This is a genomic window from Sphingomonas cynarae (assembly GCF_039537815.1).
GTDB classification, from domain to species: Bacteria; Pseudomonadota; Alphaproteobacteria; order Sphingomonadales; family Sphingomonadaceae; genus Sphingomonas; species Sphingomonas cynarae.
On sequence record NZ_BAABBF010000009.1, the window covers coordinates 74946 to 97936 of the forward strand.

19 protein-coding genes are annotated in these 22991 nt (G+C 68.5%); 12 read left to right on the forward strand and 7 right to left on the reverse strand.

What is annotated here, in order from left to right; translation table 11 throughout:
• The first annotated feature begins 26 nt into the window (after nucleotides 1–26).
• Nucleotides 27–1607, forward strand: coding sequence for a long-chain fatty acid--CoA ligase (locus ABD719_RS16130; RefSeq protein ID WP_344694431.1), 1581 nt, complete (start codon nucleotides 27–29; stop codon nucleotides 1605–1607).
• Nucleotides 1608–1655: 48 nt separating this feature from the next.
• On the opposite strand, the gene ABD719_RS16135 is transcribed toward ABD719_RS16130, so the two are convergent.
• A complete protein-coding gene (locus ABD719_RS16135) occupies nucleotides 1656–1877 on the reverse strand; it encodes a hypothetical protein (protein WP_344694388.1) in 222 nt (73 codons plus the stop codon).
• Nucleotides 1874–2947 carry a PA0069 family radical SAM protein gene (locus tag ABD719_RS16140; RefSeq protein ID WP_344694389.1) on the reverse strand — a complete coding sequence of 358 codons (1074 nt, stop codon included), beginning with the start codon at nucleotides 2945–2947 and terminating at the stop codon, nucleotides 1874–1876. Before ABD719_RS16140 ends, ABD719_RS16135 begins: the two co-directional genes overlap by 4 nt.
• Between ABD719_RS16140 and ABD719_RS16145 the strand changes: the two genes are divergently transcribed.
• Nucleotides 2946–3569: a hypothetical protein gene (locus ABD719_RS16145; RefSeq protein WP_344694390.1), complete on the forward strand. Its 624-nt coding sequence runs from the start codon at nucleotides 2946–2948 to the stop codon at nucleotides 3567–3569. The genes ABD719_RS16140 and ABD719_RS16145 overlap by 2 nt on opposite strands.
• Here ABD719_RS16145 and moaB read toward each other — a convergent pair.
• From moaB to ABD719_RS16160, 3 genes are read right to left on the reverse strand one after another with little or no spacing between them, the layout of a single operon-like run.
• Nucleotides 3544–4071, reverse strand: a complete 528-nt coding sequence (gene moaB / locus ABD719_RS16150) for a molybdenum cofactor biosynthesis protein B (RefSeq protein ID WP_344694391.1) — start codon at nucleotides 4069–4071, stop codon at nucleotides 3544–3546. The two genes, ABD719_RS16145 and moaB, sit on opposite strands and share 26 nt — an antisense overlap.
• Nucleotides 4071–6266 (reverse strand): lytic transglycosylase domain-containing protein, encoded by a 2196-nt coding sequence (locus tag ABD719_RS16155; protein ID WP_344694392.1) that lies wholly within the window; start codon nucleotides 6264–6266, stop codon nucleotides 4071–4073. The genes moaB and ABD719_RS16155 overlap by 1 nt, the downstream gene beginning before the upstream one ends.
• Nucleotides 6263–7069, reverse strand: coding sequence for a uracil-DNA glycosylase family protein (locus ABD719_RS16160; protein WP_344694393.1), 807 nt, complete (start codon nucleotides 7067–7069; stop codon nucleotides 6263–6265). Before ABD719_RS16160 ends, ABD719_RS16155 begins: the two co-directional genes overlap by 4 nt.
• Before the next feature lie 80 nt (nucleotides 7070–7149).
• Between ABD719_RS16160 and ABD719_RS16165 the strand changes: the two genes are divergently transcribed.
• From ABD719_RS16165 to ABD719_RS16190, 6 genes are all read left to right on the forward strand, one after another.
• Complete coding sequence (locus ABD719_RS16165; RefSeq protein ID WP_344694394.1) at nucleotides 7150–8805, forward strand: electron transfer flavoprotein-ubiquinone oxidoreductase; 1656 nt, start codon at nucleotides 7150–7152, stop codon at nucleotides 8803–8805.
• Between the two features lies 1 nt (nucleotide 8806).
• Nucleotides 8807–10375, forward strand: coding sequence for a tetratricopeptide repeat protein (locus ABD719_RS16170; RefSeq protein ID WP_344694395.1), 1569 nt, complete (start codon nucleotides 8807–8809; stop codon nucleotides 10373–10375).
• Complete coding sequence (locus ABD719_RS16175; RefSeq protein WP_344694396.1) at nucleotides 10372–11223, forward strand: 4-(cytidine 5'-diphospho)-2-C-methyl-D-erythritol kinase; 852 nt, start codon at nucleotides 10372–10374, stop codon at nucleotides 11221–11223. Before ABD719_RS16170 ends, ABD719_RS16175 begins: the two co-directional genes overlap by 4 nt.
• Before the next feature lie 111 nt (nucleotides 11224–11334).
• Nucleotides 11335–12405 carry a recombinase RecA gene (gene recA / locus ABD719_RS16180; RefSeq protein WP_192127830.1) on the forward strand — a complete coding sequence of 357 codons (1071 nt, stop codon included), beginning with the start codon at nucleotides 11335–11337 and terminating at the stop codon, nucleotides 12403–12405.
• Nucleotides 12406–12679: 274 nt separating this feature from the next.
• Nucleotides 12680–13507, forward strand: a complete 828-nt coding sequence (locus ABD719_RS16185; RefSeq protein WP_344694397.1) for a class I SAM-dependent methyltransferase — start codon at nucleotides 12680–12682, stop codon at nucleotides 13505–13507.
• Nucleotides 13504–14142, forward strand: a complete 639-nt coding sequence (locus tag ABD719_RS16190) for a glutathione S-transferase family protein (RefSeq protein WP_344694398.1) — start codon at nucleotides 13504–13506, stop codon at nucleotides 14140–14142. Before ABD719_RS16185 ends, ABD719_RS16190 begins: the two co-directional genes overlap by 4 nt.
• Before the next feature lie 4 nt (nucleotides 14143–14146).
• Here the strand turns inward: ABD719_RS16190 and ABD719_RS16195 are convergent, their stop codons facing one another.
• Entirely contained in the window at nucleotides 14147–15514 is a 1368-nt protein-coding gene (locus tag ABD719_RS16195) for a dicarboxylate/amino acid:cation symporter (RefSeq protein WP_344694399.1), read from the reverse strand.
• Between the two features lie 130 nt (nucleotides 15515–15644).
• On the opposite strand from ABD719_RS16195, the gene ABD719_RS16200 reads away from it, so the two are divergent.
• Together ABD719_RS16200 and ABD719_RS16205 are read left to right on the forward strand one after the other, a co-directional pair.
• Nucleotides 15645–16547: an alpha/beta hydrolase gene (locus ABD719_RS16200; RefSeq protein WP_344694400.1), complete on the forward strand. Its 903-nt coding sequence runs from the start codon at nucleotides 15645–15647 to the stop codon at nucleotides 16545–16547.
• The gene (locus ABD719_RS16205; RefSeq protein ID WP_344694401.1) at nucleotides 16547–17788 is read left to right on the forward strand and encodes a M24 family metallopeptidase; all 1242 of its coding nucleotides are present in this window, start codon (nucleotides 16547–16549) and stop codon (nucleotides 17786–17788) included. The genes ABD719_RS16200 and ABD719_RS16205 overlap by 1 nt, the downstream gene beginning before the upstream one ends.
• A gap of 21 nt (nucleotides 17789–17809) precedes the next feature.
• On the opposite strand, the gene ABD719_RS16210 is transcribed toward ABD719_RS16205, so the two are convergent.
• On the reverse strand, nucleotides 17810–19483 hold the full coding sequence (locus tag ABD719_RS16210) for a hypothetical protein (protein WP_344694402.1): 1674 nt from the start codon (nucleotides 19481–19483) through the stop codon (nucleotides 17810–17812).
• 96 nt (nucleotides 19484–19579) lie between these two features.
• Here ABD719_RS16210 and alaS point away from each other — a divergent pair, with 96 nt between their 5' ends.
• Nucleotides 19580–22237, forward strand: coding sequence for an alanine--tRNA ligase (gene alaS, locus ABD719_RS16215; RefSeq protein WP_344694403.1), 2658 nt, complete (start codon nucleotides 19580–19582; stop codon nucleotides 22235–22237).
• 88 nt (nucleotides 22238–22325) lie between these two features.
• Entirely contained in the window at nucleotides 22326–22991 is a 666-nt protein-coding gene (locus ABD719_RS16220; protein WP_344694404.1) for a hypothetical protein, read from the forward strand.

The following is a 22991-nucleotide window of genomic DNA, read 5'->3' on the forward strand; positions in this document are numbered from 1 at the left end:
ACGGGAGAGGATCGTTGCTCAATACCATGCAGGACGTGGAACTGCGCGTTCCCCGTATCCTCGATCACGCGGCGCGCGAACACGGCACCCGTGCGATCGTCACCCGCTGGGCCGATGGTCGCGAGACGCGGACCGACTGGGCCGGCATCGCGCACGACGCCCGCCGGCTGGCGCAGGCGCTGGAGCGGTTGGGGATGCGGCCGGGCGATCGGATCGCCACGCTGGCGATGAACCACGCGCATCATCTGGTGGCATGGTACGGCGCGATGGGGATGGGCGGCATCATCCATACGCTCAATCCCCGCCTGTTCGAGGATCAGCTCGCCTTCATCATAGGCCATGCCGAGGATCGCGTCCTGCTCTACGACCGCGCCTTCCAGCCGCTGGTCGATCGCCTCCGCCCGCGTTGCCCGACGATCAAGCATTATGTCGTGATGGACGGGGAGGGCGCCGATAGCCTTGGCGATCTGATCGCGCACGAGGATGGCGATTACGCCTGGGTCGACGGGCCGGAGCACGATCCCTGCATGCTCGCCTATACCAGCGGCACGACGGGCGATCCAAAGGGCGTGCTGTACACGCACCGGTCGTCGGTGATCCACGCGCTGACGGTCATCACCCCGGCGATCTTCAACCTGTCGTCGCGCGGCATCGTGCTGCCGGTGGTGCCGATGTTCCATGCCGCCGGCTGGGGCCTGCCGCTGGCGGTACCGATCGCCGGCGCCAGCTTCGTCTTCTCCGCCGTCAACGAACCCGCGGTGCTGTGCGACCTGATGAACCGGGAGCGGGTGACGCATTCCGCCGGGGTGCCGACCGTATGGCTCGGCATGTTCGCGCACATCGATGCCGGCAATCCGCCACCCGCCCATCTGCAACTCGCCAGCATCGGCGGTTCGGCTGCGCCGCGCGCGATGATCGAGCGGTTGATGGGGATGGGCATGGACGTGTCGCATCTGTGGGGGATGACCGAAACCTCCCCGGTCGGCACTGCAGGCCAGCGCCCGCCCGAATGGGACGATATGCCACGTGCCGCGCAACTCGACCGCACCGAGAAACAGGGGCAGATCCCGTTTGGCATCGAACTGCGCATCGTCGACGATGCCGGCGTCAAACTGCCTCGTGACGGTACCAGCGCCGGCCGGCTTCAGTGCCGTGGCCCCTGGGTCGTCCGCCGTTATTACCGGGCGGAGACGGATGCGATCGATGCGGAAGGCTGGTTCGATACCGGCGATGTCGCGGTGCTCCACCCAGACGGCACCATGCAGATCACCGACCGGATCAAGGACGTCATCAAGTCCGGTGGCGAATGGATCAGTTCGGTCGATCTCGAAAATGCCGCGATCGGCTGTCCGGGCGTGGCAGAGGCCGCCGCGATCGGCGTCCCGCATCCGCATTGGGACGAACGCCCATTATTGCTGGTCGTTCGCAAACCCGGTGCCACCGTCGATGGCGACGCGATCCGCGACCATCTCGCCACGCAGGTCGCAAAATGGTGGCTGCCCGACGCCATCGTCTTCGTCGACGATCTGCCGCACACCGCTACCGGCAAACTGCTCAAGACCGAACTGCGCCGCCGGTTCGGGGATCATGTGGCGGCGATCGCTTGAAAGAGGGGCGGGGCGTCGCGAACGACACCCGCCCCCCGGACATTATTCCTAGTCCTTGCTGACCTCGCCCTGGGTGCCGGCGTTGTTGCCATAGCCGGCGCCCGATTCCTCCACTGCCGCGTCATCGGCGTCGGTTGATGGGGGGGGTGGCACGGGCTGCGGCGTCTGGGCGTCCTTGTCCTGATCCGGCATGATCGTCTCCATCGTCATGACCCCGGCATCGTCCGGGTCCACCATGTCAACGCCCGCGCCCTCCGGGAATATCCTCACCCGAACAACTCTCCCTGCGGCCCGGCTGGCGGACGGAACAGGTCGCAGCGCAGCGTGATCCGCTCCCGGTTCAGTCCGTGCCGCCGGACCGCGATGGCAAAGCGGGTCCGCATCAGGTCCGCCCATGGCCCGCTTCCCTGCATCCGCGTGACAAAACCGGGATCGTTGTCCCGCCCGCCCCGCAGGCTCTGAATCGTCGCCATCACCTTGCCCGCACGATCGGGAAAATGTTCGTCCAGCCAGGCGCGGAACAGCGGCGCCACTTCCCATGGCAATCGCACCGGGATGAAGAACACACGGGTCGCACCCGCTGCCGCTGCCTGCTCGACCAGATGTTCCAGTTCGTGATCGGTGATCGCCGGGATCACCGGCGCGATCGAGACATAGACCGGCACTCCCGCTTCGCTTAGCCGCCGCACCGCCGCCAGTCGCCGCTCGGGCGTCGGCGCACGCGGCTCCAGCGTTGCGGCGATCCGCGCATCGAGCGAGGTGATCGACACGCACACCGCCGCAAGCCCCCGCGCCGCCATCGGTGCCAGCAGATCGAGATCGCGCACCACCCGATCCGACTTGGTCGTGATCGTCACCGGATGTCCGGTTCCCGCCATCACCTCCAGCACGCCCCGCGTGATTCGCCACTCTCGCTCGATCGGTTGATAAGGATCGGTGTTCGTCCCCAGCGCCATCGGCCGCACCTCGTACCCCGGCCTGCGCAATTCTTCTCGCAAGAGCGCAGCCGCATCCGGCTTGGCGAACAGCCGGCTCTCGAAATCCAGCCCCGGCGACAGGTCGTGGAACGCATGGCTCGGTCGCGCGAAGCAGTAGATGCAGCCATGCTCGCACCCCCGATACGGATTGATCGATCGGTCGAACGGGATGTCGGGAGAGGCATTGCGGCTGATGATCGTCTTCGGCCGCTCGACCGTGACGGTGGTGCGCAACGGCACGGGTGCCTCGTCCAGATCGCCGCGCTGATCCAGCCAGTCGCCATCCGCCTCGGTCTGCAACAGGTTGAACCGCGTACTCGTCGCATTCAGCGTCGCGCCGCGCACCGGACGGGTTCTGGCCATGGCGAAGACGTACCACCCCATTCGAACATATCAAGAACAATCCGAACCGGATCGAACTCCGTTTGCCAGCCACGCGCACTCTCGGGCACCTGCCCCCCGTCAAACAGGAGAAGGGGCGATCATGATCTCGACCATCGCGGAACTGGATAAGGCACGGGCATCATGTCGCAAGCTCGTGACCAGGCGATCGTGGTTTTCGGCCGCCACCGCAGCGGTCCCGTTCGGCGCGGTCGGGGCAATCAGTGACGTGGCGAACCTGATGAACCTGTTACCGCGCATCAACCGCGCTTTCGGGCTCGATCCCGAACAGATCGACCAGCTCGACGAGCAGATGAAGGAACAGATCGCGATCCTCGCGGGCAAGCTCGGCAATGCGTTTATCGGCCGCTACATCACCGAAACGGTGGTACTTACCGTTGTCAAACGCCTCGGCATACAGATGGCATCGAAGACGGCAGCCAGCTACGTGCCGGTGATCGGCAGCGGTGTCGCCGCGACCATCAGCTTCGCGATGATGAAGGCGGTCGGCAATGCGCACATCAACGAATGCTACGATCTGGTCAGGGAACTGATCGAGCGAAGCGACACCCGTCCCCCTACCGCTCCATCAACCGCGGCATGAGTTCCACAAAGTTGCAGGGCCGGTGGCGGCTGTCGAGCTGGTCCTGCAATATGCCGTCCCACCCGTCCTTCACCGCGCCCGTCGATCCCGGCAGCGCGAAGATGTAGGTGCCGCCCGCGACGCAGGCGCACGCGCGCGATTGCACGGTGCTGGTGCCGATCTTGGCATAGGACAGCCAGCGGAACAGTTCGCCGAAGCCGGGGATCATCTTGTCGGCAACCTGCTCCACCGCTTCGGGCGTTACGTCGCGGCCGGTCACGCCGGTGCCGCCGGTGGTGACGATCGCATCGACCGCCGCCGACGCGATCCAGCCGCGCAGGCGGGTGACGATCGTGTCGACATCGTCGCGCTCGATCGCCCGGTCGGCCAGCACGTGCCCCGCCGCCGTCAGCCGCGCGACCAGCGTGTCGCCCGACCGGTCCTCGGCCAGCCCGCGCGTGTCGGATACGGTCAGCACCGCGATATTGACCGGGCGGAACGTCCGACTTTCGTCGATCGGCATCAGTCGATCGTCGCCTGGCCGATCGCGCTGACCGCCGCGCCGACGATCGCCTGCGGCTGCATCGCCATCGCCGCGCCCGCCTGCCGGAGCAGATCGGTATCGACCATCGCCCCCGCCGCCGCCGCGACCGCGCCGGGGATCGCCTTCATCATCGATGCCACGCGCTGCACCGATGACTGGCGCACCGCCTTCGCGACGACCGGCGCCGCCTGCGCCGTCATCGGCGGCACCGTCGTCACGGGTGCGCCCTTCATCGGCACGGGCAGGCCGATCGCGGGCATCCTGGCCGCCGCCAACTGCGTTGCCGCCGCGACCTGCATCGCCGGTGCGGCCGTGCGCGCCACCAGTGCCGCCGGCGCACGTACCCGCACCGTCGAGGTACGCGAGATCGCCGCCAGCATCGTCGGCCCGTTGCCGCCGGTGCCCGCCGGGGTCATCCGCACCGCCGTCGCCCCCGACAGGCCGGGGAAGCGCGGCCACAGCCCTTGCGCCAGTGCGTTGCGGCTGGCCGGCGCGGCCTTGCCCGCGCGCGTTTCGTACATCCAGTAATTGCGCAGCACCGTCGTCACATAACCGCGCGTCTCCCAATAGGGGATGCTTTCGATATACAGCAGCGGATCGCCACCATCATGGACGATCGCGTTCCATTCGCCGACCGGCTTCGGCCCGGCATTATAGGCGGCGATCACCTTGGGCAGCAGCCCGCCGGTCAGCCCCATGTCGCGCAGTCGCTCCAGATGGCGCTGGCCGATATCCATATTGGTGGAGGGTCTCGACAGTGCCGCCTTGTCGATGCTGGTCCCGCGCTCGCGCGCGAAATCGGTCGCGGCGGCGGGCATGATCTGCATCAGGCCATACGCCCCCGCCTGGCTGGTCACCTTCGACCGGAACCGCGATTCCTCCAGCGCATGGGCATAGACCAGCGCCTTGTCGACCCGCCAGCCGCTGTCCGGCGTCCAGTTCGGCGCCGGATAGCGCGCCTCCGCCATCATCGTTACGCCGGCCGGCGTGTTGTGGGCAAGAAAGATGGTGGTCGCCGGCAGGTCGAGCGTCTCGGCCAGACGGACGAGGCTGCCGAACTCGGCCGGGTTGCCGATCTTCGCCTGTTGCCGGATCACGTCGTCGGCCAGATCGCTCTCGCCGATTTCGGCCAGCGCCGCCGCGACGCGGATATTGGGGCGCTTGTCGAGCGTGGCCCAGTCCGCCGCGCGCAGTCGCTGCGCATGGTCGGCCCCGTCGCGCAAGCCGAGTGCCTGCCGCGCGAGTTGCCCGTAGAAACTCTCGCCGAACTGCGCCGCCGCCTTCAGCCGGCCCTCGATCCGGTCGGGCCGCGCGCACACCATGTCGGCGCGCGATGCCCAGTAGAGACCGGCCGCGCGCAGATCGACGTCGCTCGCCCGCGCCGCCACGCCTTCGAACCCGGCTTCCGCCGCCGCGCAATCCCGCTGCCGCCACGCCGCCAGCGAGGCCATCCAGCGGCCCTGCACCGCCCAGTCACCGACGCCGCCTGCCGCCAGATCGCCCAGTTCGCGGGTCTTGGCGTCCTCGCCGCGCAGGAAATACATCCACGCCACCCGCGCCCGCCACTCGGTCGTCGCCTCGGCCGACAGGCCGCCGGTCGATACCAGCAGCGCCTCCGCCGACACGCCGTCGTCCGTCTTTACGAAAGGCTGCATCCGCTGCGCCAGATCGGCGGCGACCATGTCGCTGGCGGTCGCCTTGGTCCGTACCCGGCGGGGGGCGCCGTCCTGCCAGATCAGCCGCTGCGCGCTCGGCAGCGGCGGCAGGCCGGTGGCGCCGCGCGCAGTCGCGATCCGGCGCAGCGCCTCCGCCTGCGGCAGCTCGGGGGCCTGGTTGATAAGATCCGTCAGCGGCTGCAACTCGATGCGCGGCGATCCCTTGGCGGTGTAGAGTTCGGCGCGTGCCACCGCGTGGAGCGGGCCGGGGGGCATCGCGTCGAGCCCGATCTGCGCATCCTGCCAGCGCTTTTCCCGGATCGCGGCGAACACCGCACGATATCCGTCGCGCTGCGCGGTGTTCAACTGCGCCGGCACGCTTGCCGCCGGTGCGGCCCCCGCGCTGCGGATATCCCCGGACGGTGCGGCCTCGCCGCTCACGCCCGCCGCCGCCGCCGCCGCCAGTGCGGGGCAGGGGAGGGCGGCCAGTACCGCCACGATCGCCAGATTGCGCATCATTGCTTCCAGTCCTTCACCAGCAATTGCAGGTCGCGCCAGCTTTCCGCCTTCATTGCCGGTCGCTCGATCAGCAGGCGCGGGTGCAGGCTGGCGACTACTCCCGTCGTGCCGGCCCCCGTTGTGCCGGAATCATGGTTGAAGGCGCGTAAATCACCTTTGGCGGCCTGCCGGTCCATCCCCAATACCGCCCGCGCGGTCGCATCGCCCAGCAGCAGCAGCCGTTCCGGCGCGACGAGGCCGATATGGTGCCGGGCCACCTCGCCCAGCCGTGCTTCGATCTCGCGCGGCATCCGCCCGGCGGCGGGGCGGCGCGCGCAAACCGCGGCGACGTGCACCGTCTCGCGCGACAGCCCGATCGCGGCCAGCATCCGGTCGAACAGCCTGCCCGTCGTGCCCGACAGCAGCGCGCCGGCATCGCCGTCCTCGCGGTCCGGGCAATCGACCAGCACCATTATTTTCGCATACGCCGGTCCGCTCGCCGCCAGCGACACGCCGCTCCAGGCCGCTTCCGGCGCGTCCGCCCCCAGCCGCCACGCGGCAAAGGCTTCCAGCGTCGCGGGCAGGGCGGCCGGGGCGCTGGCGGCCGTGGCCGCGACCGTGGCGGCCGTTACGGCAATCGGGGCCGGCGGCGCGGCGAACCAGTCGCGCACTCCGTCGTCGACCAGCACGTCGACACCCGCCTCCCGCCACCAGTCGAGCGCGCTCGCCCAGTCGTCGGCGGTCAGGCCGGTGGCATTGTCCCTGTCGAGTTTGCTGATCGCCCCCACCACGCCGTCATGCTGCATGGTTGACGTGGCGGTCAACTTGTCGGATCGCCTTACCGGACAGGATGTTGCCGACCCGCGCCCAACCGGGACGATCGCGAGGCGGCTGGAGAGCGAGCATGAACGAACGCGAGTCGATGCCCTATGACGTGGTGATCGTCGGCGCCGGCCCGGCCGGACTGTCGGCGGCTATCCGCCTGAAACAGCTGGCGAACGAAGCGGGCAGCGAGTTGGCGGTCTGCGTCCTCGAAAAGGGGTCGGAAGTCGGCGCGCACATCCTGTCGGGTGCGGTGATCGATCCCCGCGCGATGGACGAACTGCTACCCGACTGGCGCGACACCGATTGTCCGCTGGCCGAGACGCCCGTCACGCAGAACCATCACTGGGTGCTGACCGCGAAGAAGAAATACAACCTGCCGCACCTGTGGACGCCGCCCTTCCTCCACAACAAGGGCACGTACACCTGTTCGCTGGGTAATCTGTGCCGCTGGCTGGCGGGCCGGGCGGAGGAACTGGGGGTCGAGATCTTCCCCGGTTTCGCCGCCGCCGAAATCCTGTTCGACGATGACGGCCGGGTGAAGGGCGTCGCCACCGGCGACATGGGCGTCGCGCGCGACGGCACGCACAAGGGCGATTATACGCCGGGTCTGGAAATCCATGCGAAATACACCTTCTTCGCAGAGGGCGTGCGCGGGCACCTGACCAAGGAGGTCATCCGCACCTTCGATCTCGCCAAGGATGCGCAGCCGCAGGTCTATGGCCTCGGCGTCAAGGAATTGTGGGATATCGAACCCGGCAAGCACGAACCCGGCAAGGTGGTCCATACGCAGGGCTTCCCCCTCGGTGACGATGCGAATGGCGGCGGCTGGATCTATCATCAGGCCGGCGGTCAGGTGTCGATCGGCTTCGTCACGTGGCTGAGCTACACCAATCCGCACATCTCCCCCTTCCACGAGATGCAGAAGTGGAAGACGCATCCGGCGGTCGCCGATCTGCTGAAGGGCGGCAAGCGTGTGTCCTACGGCGCGCGTGCGATCAACGACGGCGGGCTGCAATCCATCCCGAAGCTGGTCTTCCCCGGCGGCGCGCTGATCGGCTGTTCGGCGGGCTTCCTCAACGTGCCGCGCATCAAGGGCACGCACGGCGCGCAGAAATCGGCGATGATGGCCGCAGAGGCCGCGTTCAAGGCGATCGCCGCCGGCCGCGAGCATGATGAACTGTCCGCCTATCCGGCCGCGTTCGAGGGGTCGTGGCTGCACAAGGAACTGTCGGTCGTCCGCAACGTCGTGCCGCTGGTCAAGAAATTCGGCGATTTCCTCGGCTCCGGCCTGTCGGGCATCACCATGTGGGCGGAACATCTCGGCCTGAAGATGCCCTTCACGATGAAGCATCATCCCGATCACGAAAGCCTGTGGCGCGCCGATCTGGTCAAGCCGCCGGTCTATCCCAAGGCGGACGGCGTGCTGACCTTTGATCGCCTGTCCTCGGTGTTCCTGTCGAACACCAATCACGAGGAGGATCAGCCCGTCCACCTGACGCTGCGTGATCCGGCGATCCCGATCGAACACAACCTGCCCTTGTACGACGAGCCCGCGCAACGCTATTGTCCGGCGGGCGTGTACGAGGTGGTGGGGGCGGAGACGGACGATCCCCGGTTCGTCATCAACGCCCAGAACTGCGTCCACTGCAAGACGTGCGATATCAAGGACCCGACCCAGAACATCAACTGGGTCGTCCCGGAAGGTGGCGGTGGCCCGAATTACCCGAACATGTAGCGTGATCGCCGCCCTGCTCGCCGCCACCGCCTCGATCGGCGTCGCGCGGGCCGATGCCGGGCGGCCGGACGGCGATCTCGGCGCCTATCTGCGGGCGCGGGTCGCAGAGGATGCGGGGCAGGGGGATGATGCCGTCGCCGGCTATGCGGCCGCGCTGGCCCATGCGCCGCGCAACCCGGTGATCGCGATCCGGGCGTGGCGCGCCGCGCTGGCGGTGGGGGATATGGCCCTGGCCCGACAGGCGGCCGCCGCGCTCACCGCCGCCGGCCTCGCGCCCGACGATGCCGCGCTGCTGCCGCTGGCCGATGCCGCCCGCGCCGGTGATCCCGCCGCCGCCACCCGCGCGCTGGCGGCGATCCAGGCGGGGCGGCTGCGCATCCTCGTCCCCGCGCTGCGTGCATGGATCGCCGCGACGACCGGCGGCAACGGCCTCGCGGTCGAGGCAACGCAGGACGACGCCATCGGCCGCCGGCTGCTGGGCGAAACCCGTGCGCTGCTGCTGATTGCCGATGGCCGCCGGGCAGAGGGGATCGCCGCGATCGGGACGATCGGCGGCCCCGTGCCGAACGGCCTCCACCTTGCCGCCGCCGAACTGCTCTACGGGGCGGGGCAGGACGAGGCGGCGGCGACGCTGCTCGGCCGCCGCAACGGCCAGATCGCCGCCGCGCGCGCCGGCGCCACGGACAAGCCGACGCTGGCCTTCGCGGTGTCGCGTCTGTTGATGCGCCTTGCCGACGATCTGGGCGGCGACCAGCCGAGCGGCCTCGCGCTGGCGCTCGCCCGCCTCTCGTTGCAGGCGGACCCCGGCTATGCCCGCGCCCGCCTGTCGCTGGCCGAACAGCTGGCGCTCGCCGACGATCGCGACCGTGCGCTGGCCGAACTGGCGCTGGTCCCCGCCGATGGCCCGCTCGGCGCGACCGCCGCCGGCCGCCGCATCGCCCTGCTCGACGAAGCCGACCGCACCGACGACGCGCTGGCCGCCGCCCGCATCCGGGCGACTTCGCCGGATGCCGTACCGGTCGACCGCGCCCGCTATGCCGACCTGCTGGTCGCCGCCGACCGCCCCGCCGAATCGCTGCCCTTCTATGCCGCGATTCTGAAGGGCGACGAGGGCAACGGCGCGGCATGGTTCCGCTACGGCATCGCGCTCGACGAGGCGGGGCGCTGGCCGGCGGCGCGCAAGGCGTTGCGCCGCGCGCTTGCGCTCGCGCCGGACCAGCCGACCACGCTCAACTATCTCGGCTATGCGCAGGTCGAGCGCGGCGAGGATCTCGCTGCCGCCACCCGGCTGCTCGAACGCGCCCATGCGCTTGGCCCCGACGACGCCTCGATCGCCGACTCGCTGGGCTGGGCCTATCACCGTTGCGGCGAAACCGTCCGCGCGCTGCCCCTGCTCGAACGCGCCGCCGCCGGCGAGCCCGCCAATGCCGAGATCGCCGAACATCTCGGCGACGCCTATTGGACGCTCGGTCGCCGGTACGAGGCGCGTTATGCCTGGGCCGCCGCCACCGTCACCGCCGATCCCGCCGCCACCGCGCGCCTGACCACCAAATCCGAGAACGGCCTGTGATCGTCGAACCCGCCCCCGCCAAGATCAACCTGGCGCTTCACGTCCGCCACCGCCGGCCGGATGGCTATCACGAACTCGAAACCCTGTTCGCCTTCGCCACTGATGGCGATCTGCTGACGGTGGACCATGCCGATGCCGATGATTTCCGGATCGACGGTCCCTTCGCCAGTGCCCTGACGTCCTCCCCTGTTCAGGGGGAAGGGGCGGTTTCCGACGACAACCTCGTGACGCAGGCCCGCGACGCCTTCCGCCGCGCCTTCGGCATCGATCGTCGTTACGCCATCCGCCTGACCAAGAACCTCCCCGTCGCCGCCGGGATCGGCGGCGGCTCGGCGGATGCGGCCGCCACCTTGCGCGCGCTTGCCCGGCTGGGTGGCATCGCCCTCGCCGATCCCCGCCTCCACGCGATCGCCGCCACGCTGGGGGCCGATGTGCCGCCCTGCCTGATCGGGCGGACCGCGCTCGGCACCGGCCGGGGCGACGATCTTGCGACCCTCACCGGCCTGGCCGGCACGCCGCTGCTGCTGGTCAATCCCGGCGTCGGCGTATCCACCGCGGCGGTGTTCGCGGGCTGGGACGGGATCGATCGCGGCGCGCTGTCCGGTGGCGATCTGCTCGCGCGGGCGTGCGCCGGCCGCAACGATCTGGAGGCACCCGCCACCGCACTCGCCCCCGTCATCGCCGAAGCCTGCGCGCTGCTGGATGCCGCGCCGGGCATGATCCTGTCGCGCATGTCCGGCTCGGGCGCGACCTGCTTCGCGCTGTTCGCCGACTCCGCCGCCCGCGATGACGCCGCTTCTGCCGCCGACGCGCGGGGGTGGTGGACATTGGCGACGACGATGGCCTGACCGGGTGTCGATTCCATCGGGTTCCCCTCTTGTTCCAGAAGAACAAAGCATATACATGGGACATCGACGCGTTGCCCCGGCAATGCAGATGCTCTAGCGATGGGACCTTCGATGGCCGCTAATCTGAAAGTGATCGACTCCGTGGCAGCAGCAGCAACCGACCGGCAGAAGGCGCTCGATGCCGCGCTGGCCCAGATCGACCGCGCCTTCGGCAAGGGGTCGGCGATGAAGCTCGGCTCGAAACAATCGATGGAGGTCGAGACGATCTCGACCGGATCGCTCGGCCTCGACATCGCGCTCGGCGTCGGTGGCCTGCCGCGCGGCCGCGTGATCGAGGTGTACGGCCCTGAATCTTCGGGCAAGACCACGCTGGCGCTACACGTGATCGCCGAGGCGCAGAAAACCGGCGGCACCGCCGCGTTCGTCGACGCCGAACATGCGCTCGACCCGGTCTATGCCAAGAAGCTGGGCGTCAACATCGACGAACTGATCGTGTCGCAGCCCGACACCGGCGAACAGGCGCTGGAAATCGTCGACACGCTGGTCCGGTCCAATGCGATCGACGTGCTGGTGGTCGACTCGGTGGCCGCACTGGTGCCGCGTGCCGAGATCGAGGGCGAGATGGGCGACAGCCATGTCGGCCTGCAGGCCCGTCTGATGTCGCAGAGCTTGCGCAAGCTGACCGGTTCTATCAGCCGTTCGCGCTGCATGGTGATCTTCATCAACCAGCTGCGCATGAAGATCGGCGTGATGTACGGCAACCCGGAGACGACGACCGGTGGCAACGCGCTGAAGTTCTACGCCTCGGTCCGCCTCGACATCCGCCGTACCGGCGCGATCAAGGCTGGTGAGGAAGTCACCGGCAACGCCACCCGCGTCAAGGTGGTAAAGAACAAGGTCGCGCCGCCGTTCAAGCAGGTCGAATTCGACATCATGTATGGCGAGGGCATTTCCAAGATCGGCGAAATCCTCGACCTCGGCGTCAAGGCCGGGCTGGTCGAGAAGTCGGGATCGTGGTTCTCCTACGACTCAGTCCGGATCGGGCAGGGGCGCGAGAATGCGAAGACCTATCTTCGCGACAATCGCGAGATGGCCGATCGTCTCGAACGCGCTATTCGCCAGCGCACCGAAAAGGTCGCCGAGGAACTGATGGTCGGCCCCAGCGAGGAAGACGACGTCTGATCCCGTTGCCTGATGACGGTCACCCGACCATGACGACGACGAAGGGCCTGCCGGCAACGGTGGGCCCTTTTCGTTTTGGCCCCCTGCCGAAAAGTACCTGTAGGATGCGACTTTCGTGACTTTCCACCGGGCACGCCGCGTCATTTTGCGTCATGGCGGGGAGCAAAACGATGCGACAATCCAGGGGAAACACACGCCCCGCGCCGGATACCGCCGCCACACCGGCGGCGGTATCCGGCGCGTGAACCGACAACTTCGATAAGGCCCGCATACGATGACCCCCACCGATTGGCAGACCCGCATCGGCGATATGTGGGCGGCGGAATGGCCCCGCACCGACCGCAGCTTCACCCACCTGTCGCCGATCCTGAACGCCGCCATCCTCGCCGCCGCCCCGGCGCATGCGGCCACCGCGCTCGATATCGGCTGCGGGGCAGGGGGCACCAGTCTTGGCGTCGTCACCGCGCGATCCGATCTCACCGTCACCGGGATCGACCTGTCGCCTGCCCTTGTCGCGATCGCGCGCGACCGGGTGCCGCAGGCGCGCTTCCACGTCGCCGATGCCGCGCGCGATCCGATCCGGGGGCAACCGGACCTGATCTTTTCGCGACACGGCGTGATGTTCTTCACCGATCCCGTCGCCGCTTTCGCCCATGTGCGCATGCAGGTGCGGCCGGGCGCGTCTCTGGTCTTTTCATGCTTCCGCGATCGTCGCCATAATCACTGGGCCGGCGATCTGGTGGCCGCCGTCACCGGCGTCGCCCCGGCCGCATCCAGTGGCTATGTCCCCGGTCCGTTCGGATTCGCCGATCCCCAGCTGGTCGAGGATATCCTGACGCGGGCAGGCTGGTCCGCCGTGCGCGCGCAAGCCGTTGATTTCGCCTATGTCGCGGGCGCGGGCGACGACCCCGTCGCCGATGCCATCGCCTATTTCACCCGCATCGGCCCGCTCGCCTCGACGCTCGCGGCGGCCGATCCCGCCGACCGTCTTCGCCTGCTCGACCGGCTCGCCACCGCGCTGGCGCGCCATTCCGATGGCTCGTGCGTTCAGTTTCCCGCCTCGGCTTGGCTGTGGCGCGCTCAAGCAGGGAAATGCGCATGATCGTCGTCCATCACCTCGAAAACTCCCGGTCGCAACGGATATTGTGGATGCTGGAGGAACTGGGCCTTCCCTATGAAATCCGCCGCTACGAACGCGACAAGGAGACGATGCTCGCCCCGCCGGAATTGCGCGCCGTCCACCCGCTGGGCAAGTCGCCGGTGATCGAGGACATGGCCGCCGCCGGCACCACCCGCACCGTCGCCGAAACCGGCGCGATCGTCGAATATCTGGTCGAGAAGGCGGATGGCCGGCTCGGCGCCCCCGCGCATCGCGACGCCGCGCTGCGCTATCGTTTCTGGCTTCATTATGCCGAAGGGTCGATGATGCCGCCCTTGCTGCTCAAGCTGGTGATCGGCCGCATCCCCGTCCTCGGCGGGCAGGTGGCGAAACGTATCCAGCCGATGATCGATCGGCATCTCGACTATGTCGAATCGGAACTGGCCCAGCGCCCCTGGTTCGCCGGCGATGCGATGACCGCCGCCGATATCATGATGAGCTTCCCGCTGGAGGCCGCCCGCAGCCGTGCCGGGCTGGACGGCAGCCGTCCCGCCACGATCGCCTGGCTGGACAAGGTCCATGCCCGTCCCGCCTATCAGGCCGCCCTCGCCAAGGGCGGCCCCTACGCCTATGCCTGACGGGTCATGACGACGACTGGTGCTGGCTCTGGGCAGCGGTCTGTCCTGGGCGCACGTCGTCGAAACTGTCGACCGCCACCGCCGGCCCGTGACCACTCGGTGCGGGGGTGGTGCTGACGTCGGGGTCCTCGCGCGGGTCCAGCCCGCCTTCCCATTTCGCCACTACCGATGCCGCGATCACGTTGCCGACGACGTTGGTGGCGGAGCGGCCCATGTCGAGGAAATGGTCCACCGCCAGAATCAGCAGCAACCCCGCCTCCGGAATCTTGAACATCGACAGTGTGCCCGCGATCACCACCAGCGATGCACGCGGCACCCCGGCGATCCCCTTCGACGTCACCATCAGCACCAGCAACATCGTGATCTGCTCGCCCAGCGACAGGTCGACGCCGTAAGCCTGCGCGATGAACAGCGACGCGAACGTCATGTACATCATCGATCCGTCGAGGTTGAACGAATAGCCCAGCGGCAGCACGAAGCTGGCGATGCGTGGCGGTACCCCGAACTTGTCCAGCGCCTCCAGCGTCCGTGGATAGGCGGCTTCCGAAGAGGCGGTGGAGAAGGCGAGGATCAGCGGATCGCGGACGTAGCGGATCAGCAACCGGGTACGCGGCCCGATGATCGCGAAGGCGATCGCGATCAGCGTAAGCCACAACACGCCCAGCCCCAGATAGAAGCTGCCCATGAAATAGGCCAGGTCGCCCAGTACCCCCGGTCCTCGCTCCGCCAGCGTGGACGCGACGGCGGCGAATACCGCCACGGGGGCGAAGCGCATCACGTAATTCGTGATCTGCAGCATCACCGCGACCAGCCCCTCGATCCCGCGCACCAGCGGCGCGGCCTTCTCGCCGACGGCGGTGATCGCGACGCCGACGAACAGCGAGAAGACGACGATCTGCAATATCTCGTTGGTCGCCATCGCCTCGATGCCCGATGCGGGCACGATGTGGCTGATGAAGTTCTTCAGGTCGAATGCGGTGCGCGCTACGCCGCTGTCTGCCGTCGCCGCCGGGATCGCCAGCGCCAGTCCGACGCCGGGTTGCAACAGGTTGACCAGGATCAGCCCCAGCGTCAGCGACAACAGGCTGGCCGACACGAACCAGGCGAGGCTCTTCATCCCCACCCGTCCCAGCGCGGCGGTGTCGCCCATATGCGCGATGCCGACGACCAGCGTGGAAAAGACCAGCGGCGCGATGATCATCTTGATGAGCCGCAGGAACAGCGTGGTCAGGATCGAGAAATATCCCGCGATCGTCTCCAGCCGCGCCGCGGCGGCGGGCGTGCCGTCATCGATCGATGAATTGATCGCCCAGCCGACGACGAGGCCCGCGACCAGCGCGGCGATGATCCAGTAGGTCAGGCGCTTGGCCAACAGGCATTTCCTCGATCGCGAAACTATGGTCGCCCATGAACGCAACAATTGCCCGCCGGTCAAGCGATGGCGTGTTGTCGGCCCGCGTCGGCGGGATTAGCCTGCGCGTTCTATCGAAGGGGACGGGGCAATGAACGGGTCGATGTGGTTGATCGCGCTGGCACTTGCGGCGGGGCAGGCCGATGCGGTCGAACAATCGCCCACGACGCGTGAAATGCGCCCGGCTGATGTGCGGGCGTTGCCGGCGACCACGCCGACCCTGGTCGAGCATTATGGCCCTGCCGCGCAACGGATCGGCGAATTGCGGATGCCGGCGGGCAGGGGGCCGTTCCCGATCGCGGTCGTCATCCATGGCGGCTGCTGGACCACCGGGTTCGAAACGCTGCGCGGCACCGCGCCGATCGCTGCGGCGCTGGCGGCGCGGGGGATCGCGACGTGGAACGTCGAATATCGTCAGGTCGGCGACCCCGGCGGCGGCTGGCCCGGCAGTTTCCGGGACTGGGCGGCCGCCACCGATCACCTTCGTGCGCTGGCGGCCCGCTATCCGCTCGATCTGAAGCGCACGATCGTGGTCGGGCACAGTGCCGGCGCCCATGCCGCGCTGTGGGTGGCGTCGCGCGGGCGATTGCCGCGCGCCAGTGTGATCCGTGGCGCCGATCCGCTGCCGGTCCGCGGCGCCGTCGCTATCGACGGGCCGGGCGATCTGGCGCCGTTCGTCGGGCTGGATGCGGCGGTGTGCGGCAAGCCGGTGATCGTGCCGCTGATGGGCGGCACCCCGGCCGCGGTGCCCGATCGCTACCGGGAGGGCACGCCTGCCCGGCAATTGCCGCTTGGCCTGCCGCAGACGCTGGTCGCCTCCGTCGTCCTCACCCCGCCCATGGCCGAGGCCTATCGTCGCGCAGCCGTCGCCGGGGGTGACCGCGTCACCGTGGTGACGACGCCGGGGAGCGATCATTTCAACGTCATCGCCCCCGGTATGCCGCAATGGCGCGATATCGAGGCCGCGATCATTGCCGCGGTGCCGGCGCGATGATGTCGCCTACCCGTCGCACCCTCCTCGGCGCTGCGCTTGCCCTGCCGTTTTCGGGGCTGCTCCGCGCCGCGGAGCCGGACCTGTCGGCGCTGGCGGACATCACGACCGGCGCGGTGCCGATCGATGCGGCCGAGCGTGCGCGTCGCCTGTCGCGGGCGCAGGCGCTGATGCAGGCGAACGGAATCGGCGCGGTGCTGATCGAGCCGGGATCGTCGCTCATCTATTTCACCGGCATCCGCTGGGGCCGCAGCGAAAGGCTGACCGCGGCGGTCCTGCCGGTGGAGGGGGAACCGTGCATCGTCACCCCCTTTTTCGAGGAACCCTCGATCCGCGAGACGCTGGCGATCCCGGCCGAGGTACGGGTATGGCAGGAGGATCAGGACCCGCTGGCCATCGTCGCCGGCTTCCTCGCCGATCGCAAGCTGGCCGCCCGCCCGATCGGGATCGAGGAGACGTTGCGCTATTTCGCGGTCGATGCACTCGGCCGGGCAATGCCGGGCGCGCGCCTCGTGTCCGCCAATCCCGTGGTGCGCGGTTGCCGGATGGTGAAGACCCCGGCCGAAATCGCCCTGATGCAGATGGCGACCGACGTCACCATCGCCGCCTATCGCTGGACGCAGCCGCGCGTGGAGCGGGGGATGACCGGGGCCGAGGTCGGTGCGCTGATGAATGCGGCCACCCGCAAGCTGGGTGGCGCCCCTGAATTCGCCCTCGCCCTGATCGGCCCCGCCGCCGCCCTGCCGCATGGCAGCCGCGAGGTGCACCGCATTGCGGACGGACAGGTGGTGCTGATGGATTGCGGCTGCACCGTGCAGGGCTATCAATCGGATGTGTCGCGCACCTGGGTCCATGGCACCGCCAGCGCCGAACAGCGCCGCGTCTGGGATCAGGTTGCGCGGGGCCAGCGGATCGCGCTGGCGGCGGCACGGATCGGGGCGAGCGCGGGCCGCGTCGACGATGCGGTGCGCGGTTATTACCGGACGCTGGGCTACGGCCCCGACTACAAGCTGCCCGGCCTGTCGCACCGGACCGGCCATGGCATCGGGATGGACGGACACGAGCCCGTCAATCTCGTCCGGGGCGAAACGACGCGACTGGCCGCGGGCATGTGCTTCTCGAACGAGCCCGGCCTCTATCTGCCGGGCAAGTTTGGCGTTCGGCTGGAAGACTGTTTCCACATGACCTCCGCCGGCCCCCGCTGGTTCAGCGAACCGCCACGATCGATCGACGTGCCGGTGTGACGGGAAGGGGCCGGTGGGGTATCAGCCCGCCGCCCTCAGCCATCGCGGGTCGCCATGCCATCCCGCCACCGCCGCCGCCCGCGATGCGCGCGCGGCGGCCGGTTGTCCCAGTGCCGCCTCCGCCCGTGCCTTCACCACCAGCGCGACGGGATCGTTGGGGCGGAGCAACAGCGAGGCGTTCACCTCGCGCAAAGCCCCGGCGGCATCGCCCGTCGCCAGCACCGCCTCCGCCACGCTGCGGCGAACCGGATACCACCAGACCGGCGGATCGGCGATGTCGGCGAAGTCGCGTTCCTCCTGCCATGCCGCCGCCCGGCGAAAGGCCCTGGCCGCATCGCGTGGCCGGTTTTCCAGCATCGCCGCCCGTCCATCCAGTACCGCCCGCGCGATGCGCAGCATCCGCACCGCAAGTCCCGCATCCTCGCCGGCATCCGCCACGCGTGACGGGATCGCTGCCGCCTCGCGCCGCACCGCCGCCACGTCACCCGTGCGCGCCGAAGCCTCGCCGCGCGCATAGTGCCAATAGCCCGCCAGAAACGCCGCCTTGGGTTCGGGTAGCGACATCGTCTCGGCCGGCTCGGCAAAGCGGGCGATCGCGAAATAGCCGCTCGCTGCCAGCATCTGCATGAACGGCGGCGCCTTCGCCTCCACTGCCGCCCGCGCTACCAGCGGCCGTCCCAGCGCCAGCGCTGTCGTGGCATCGCCGGACATTAGTGCTCCACCAAGCCCATAGACGACGTTGTGGGCATGATAGGGCAGCCGCCACACCCCGTCCGGCTCGGGCATTCCCAGCCGTTTCGCGTTGGCGATCCCCAGCCGGACCGCGCGCATATTGGCATCGGCAGCGTCCTGATACCGGCCCAGCCAATACCAGGTGTGGCTGGGCATATGGACCAGATGGCTGGCGCTCGGCACGAGGGCGGTCAACCGGTCGGCATAGGATTCGGCGCGCTTGGGCACCTTCACGATCTCGGTCGCGTGAATATAGAAATGGATTGCCGGGCTGTAATCCGGATCGCGCGCCAGCACATTTTCCAACAGCGCGACCGCGTGCCAGCCGAGGCTGGGGTCGTTCGGCTTCCACGGCGCGATCAACGCCGCGTCGGCGGCGATCGTCGCCACCTCGTCGTCGATCGGATAGCGGGCGACAAGTGCGTCCATCGCCGTCATGAAGGCGGTATCGCCGGGCCTGTTGCCGCCGCCATCCTTCTGGCGCAGCGCGAGTGCGGCGATCAGTGCCCGCTCGCGCGGGGTGCCGTTGCGTTCCGCCAGCATTGCCGCCCGCGCGGTCATCGCGACCAGCGGCGCGATCTCCTTGGGCTCGATGGTGTAATTGATCGTCGGGCCGGATGCCCATGCCTCGCCCCACACGCACATCGCGCAGGTCGGATCGATCGCCACCGCCCGCCTGAACGCCGCGATCGCCGCCTTGTGCGCGAACGCATGGGCCAGTTGCATCCCGTTGTCGAAGAACGCCTGCGCCTGTGGCTGGGCGGTGGTGATCGGAAAGCCGCCCTTGCCGTATCCGGTCAGGATCACCGGCGTTGCGGTGGCAATCGTATCGCCGGCGCAGATCGCATGGCTGCCATCGGCGCCGGTCTCCACCGCTCCCGTCGCGATCGGCGCGGGGGTTTCAGCCTGGTCCGCCATGCCGGGAACCATCGCCATCAACAGCGTCAACAGCCAGCCGCGCATTTTCCGCCCCTCCACGTCTCGCCGGGTTCTATCACGTTTCACGTCACCGTGCAGTGGCGCTTGAGTGGCGCGTAAGGCTCGCCTAAGCCCGCAGCCATGATTTCGACCAACGACATCCGCCGCGGCTTTCTCGACTATTTCGGCCGGCAGGGCCATCAGGTGGTGCCGTCGGCACCGCTGGTGCCGCAGAACGACCCGACGCTGATGTTCGTGAATGCCGGAATGGTGCCGTTCAAGAACGTGTTCACCGGCCTGGAATCGCGGCCCTTCACCACCGCCGCCTCATCGCAGAAATGCGTGCGGGCAGGGGGCAAGCACAATGATCTCGACAATGTCGGCTATACCGCGCGGCATCACACCTTCTTCGAGATGCTCGGCAATTTCTCGTTCGGCGCCTATTTCAAGGAACAGGCGATCACCCATGCGTGGACGCTGCTGACCAAGGAATGGGGCATTCCCGCCGAGCGGCTCACCGCCACCGTCTATCATACCGACGACGAGGCGTTCGACCTGTGGCGCAAGATCGCCGGTCTGCCCGAACACCGCATCATCCGCATCGCCACCAAGGATAATTTCTGGGTGATGGGTGAGAACGGTCCGTGCGGGCCGTGTTCGGAGATATTCTACGATCATGGCGATCACATCCCCGGCGGCCCTCCCGGCAGCCCGGACGAGGATGGCGACCGCTTCGTCGAGATCTGGAACCTGGTGTTCATGCAGTATGAGCAGGAGGCCAACGAGATCGTCGGCAACCTGCCCAAGCCGTCCATCGACACCGGCATGGGGCTGGAGCGGGTGGCGGCGGTGTTGCAGGGCGTCACCGACAATTACGATACCGACACGTTCAAGGCGCTGATTGCCGCCTCCACCGCGCTGACCCAGAACGGGGATCAGGGCGAGTTCAAGGCATCGCATCGCGTGATCGCCGATCATCTGCGGTCGGCCGGGTTCCTGGTCGCGGACGGGGTGCTGCCCGCCAATGAGGGCCGCGGTTACGTGCTGCGCCGGATCATGCGCCGCGCGATGCGCCATGCGCATCTGCTCGGCGCGAAGGACCCGCTGATGCATCGGCTGGTCCCTGCGCTGGTCGCGGAGATGGGCGCCGCCTATCCCGAGCTGATCCGCGCGCAGCCGCTGATCGAGGCGACGTTGCAGCAGGAGGAGACCCGCTTCCGGCAGACGCTCGATCGTGGTCTGAAACTGCTCGACGAGGCAACCGCTGGCCTTGCCCCCGGCGGCACGCTGGCGGGCGAAACCGCGTTCCGGCTCTACGATACTTTCGGTTTCCCCTACGACCTGACCGAGGATGCGCTGCGCGCGCAGGGCCTGCACGTCGACCGTGCCGGCTTCGACACCGCGATGGCCGAACAGAAGCGCGCCGCCCGTGCCGCGTGGAAGGGTTCCGGCGCCAAGGCATCGGACGATCTGTGGTTCGATATCGCCGAACAGTCCGGCTCGACCGAATTCACCGGCTACGCGCAGGATACCGGCGAAGCGGAGGTGGTCGCGCTGATCCGCGACGGTGCCCGCGTCGATCACGCCACCGCCGGCGATACCGTCGCGATCGTCGTCAACCAGACGCCCTTCTATGCCGAAAGCGGTGGACAGGTCGGCGATGCCGGCACGATCTTGGCGGATAACGGCCTGCGCGCGACCGTCACTGATACGTCGAAGCAGCTCGGCCGCCTGTTCGTCCACCACGCGCAGGTCGAGGCGGGGGAGATCAGGGTCGGCGATCCGGTGAAGCTGGCGATCGACGTCCGCCGCCGTGCCGCGATCCGCGCCAACCACTCCGCGACCCATCTGCTGCACGAGGCATTGCGCCAGCGACTGGGCACCCATGTCGCGCAAAAGGGATCGATGGTCGCGCCGGAGCGGTTGCGCTTCGATTTCTCGCAGCCCGTCGCGATGACCCCCGCCGATATCGCCGAGGTCGAGGCACAGGTGAACACGCAGGTTCGGGGCAACGGCCCCGTCACCACCCGGTTGATGACGCCCGACGCGGCGATCGAGATGGGTGCGATGGCGCTGTTCGGCGAAAAATATGGCGACGAGGTCCGCGTCGTCTCGATGGGTAAGGACGGCCCCGATAACGGCAAGGGCGGCACCTATTCGATCGAACTGTGCGGTGGCACCCATGTGTCGGCACTCGGCGATATCGGCCTGCTCAAGGTGGTGGGCGAGGGTGCCGTGTCCTCCGGCATCCGCCGCGTCGAGGCGCTGACCGGGGAGGGGGCGCTCGCCTATCTCAACGCACGCGACGATCGCCTGCGTGAGGCGGCGGCCACGCTGCGGGCGACGCCTGACGAGGTGCCCGCCCGCGTCGCCGCGCTGGTCGAGGATCGCCGTCGGCTGGAGCGAGAACTGGCGGAGGCGAAGAAGGCGCTGGCACTTGGTGGCGGCACCGGTGGCCCCGCCGGACCCGAGGATATCGGTGGCGTCGCCTTTGTCGGGCAGCTGCTCGACGGGTTCGAGGCCAAGGGGCTGCGTGGCGCGGTGGACGAGGCGCGGCAACGGATCGGCTCCGGCGTCGTCACGGTGGTCGCGGTCAATGACGGTCGGGCCTCGATCGCGGTCGGCGTGACCCCCGATCTCGCCGGACGCTTCGACGCGGTCGCACTGCTGCGGATCGCGGTGGCGGTGCTGGGCGGGCAGGGTGGCGGTGGCCGGCCGGATATGGCGCAAGGCGGCGGTCCCGACGGGAGCAAGGGTGCTGAAGCGATCAACGCTATCCGCGCCGCGCTGGCGGGTTGATCCCCGGCATGGCGCCAAAATCTGCCGTCATGCGTACACCTGTCGTACATCGACGGGGTGACGGCAGATGAATCGAACGGCAGGACTGATGGCTATCGTTGCGGCCATGTCAGCGCCATTGCCCGCCGTCGCCCAGACCGCACGGGAATTGCTGACGCAGGCCGCATTTCAGGATCGCAGCCAATCGGCCGCGCTGGCCCGGGTCGATCGGGCCCGCGCCTTGGCGCTCGCGGCAGTCCAACGGATGCCGGACGATCAGGATGCGGCCGTCATCGCCGCCGGCGCGCTCGCCTATCGTGCCAAGCTGACCGGCAGCCGGGCCGAGGCGATCGAGGCGCGCAAGCAGTTGCAGGCGGTCGCTACCCGCTTCCCGCGTAATGCGGAGGCGCAGATCGGACTCGGCGGCTGGCATCTTGGCGTCATCGCCAAGGTCGGGCGGATCGTCGGCCGCGCCATGGCGGGGGCGCAGAAGGGGGCGGGGCTCGCCGCGACCGATCGTGCCGTGACGCTGGGTGGCAACCGGGCCTTCTTCGCCGGTCTTGCCGGGCTGCTCCGGATCGAAGCCGATCCTGCCGATCCCCGCGGCCGCGTGCTGTTGGATCAAGCAACCCAGGCGCCCACCCCCACCGTGCTCGACCGTATCATCCAGCGCAATGCCGGCGCGGTCCTTACCTCATTGAAACAGGGCGACGCGAAGACCGCCCGCGCACTGGCGGATCGCCTGCTGCCCTTCGGCTGGTACGACGATCAATAA

Coding starts and splice junctions, on each gene's coding strand:
- ABD719_RS16130 (WP_344694431.1), top strand. CDS start 27: ATGCAGGACGTGGAACTGCGCGTTCCCCGTATCCTCGATCACGCGGCG.
- ABD719_RS16145 (WP_344694390.1), top strand. CDS start 2,946: ATGGCGAAGACGTACCACCCCATTCGAACATATCAAGAACAATCCGAA.
- ABD719_RS16140 (WP_344694389.1), bottom strand. CDS start 2,947: ATGGCCAGAACCCGTCCGGTGCGCGGCGCGACGCTGAATGCGACGAGT.
- moaB (WP_344694391.1), bottom strand. CDS start 4,071: ATGCCGATCGACGAAAGTCGGACGTTCCGCCCGGTCAATATCGCGGTG.
- ABD719_RS16155 (WP_344694392.1), bottom strand. CDS start 6,266: ATGATGCGCAATCTGGCGATCGTGGCGGTACTGGCCGCCCTCCCCTGC.
- ABD719_RS16165 (WP_344694394.1), top strand. CDS start 7,150: ATGAACGAACGCGAGTCGATGCCCTATGACGTGGTGATCGTCGGCGCC.
- recA (WP_192127830.1), top strand. CDS start 11,335: ATGGCCGCTAATCTGAAAGTGATCGACTCCGTGGCAGCAGCAGCAACC.
- ABD719_RS16185 (WP_344694397.1), top strand. CDS start 12,680: ATGACCCCCACCGATTGGCAGACCCGCATCGGCGATATGTGGGCGGCG.
- ABD719_RS16190 (WP_344694398.1), top strand. CDS start 13,504: ATGATCGTCGTCCATCACCTCGAAAACTCCCGGTCGCAACGGATATTG.
- ABD719_RS16200 (WP_344694400.1), top strand. CDS start 15,645: ATGAACGGGTCGATGTGGTTGATCGCGCTGGCACTTGCGGCGGGGCAG.
- ABD719_RS16205 (WP_344694401.1), top strand. CDS start 16,547: ATGTCGCCTACCCGTCGCACCCTCCTCGGCGCTGCGCTTGCCCTGCCG.
- ABD719_RS16210 (WP_344694402.1), bottom strand. CDS start 19,483: ATGCGCGGCTGGCTGTTGACGCTGTTGATGGCGATGGTTCCCGGCATG.
- alaS (WP_344694403.1), top strand. CDS start 19,580: ATGATTTCGACCAACGACATCCGCCGCGGCTTTCTCGACTATTTCGGC.
- ABD719_RS16220 (WP_344694404.1), top strand. CDS start 22,326: ATGGCTATCGTTGCGGCCATGTCAGCGCCATTGCCCGCCGTCGCCCAG.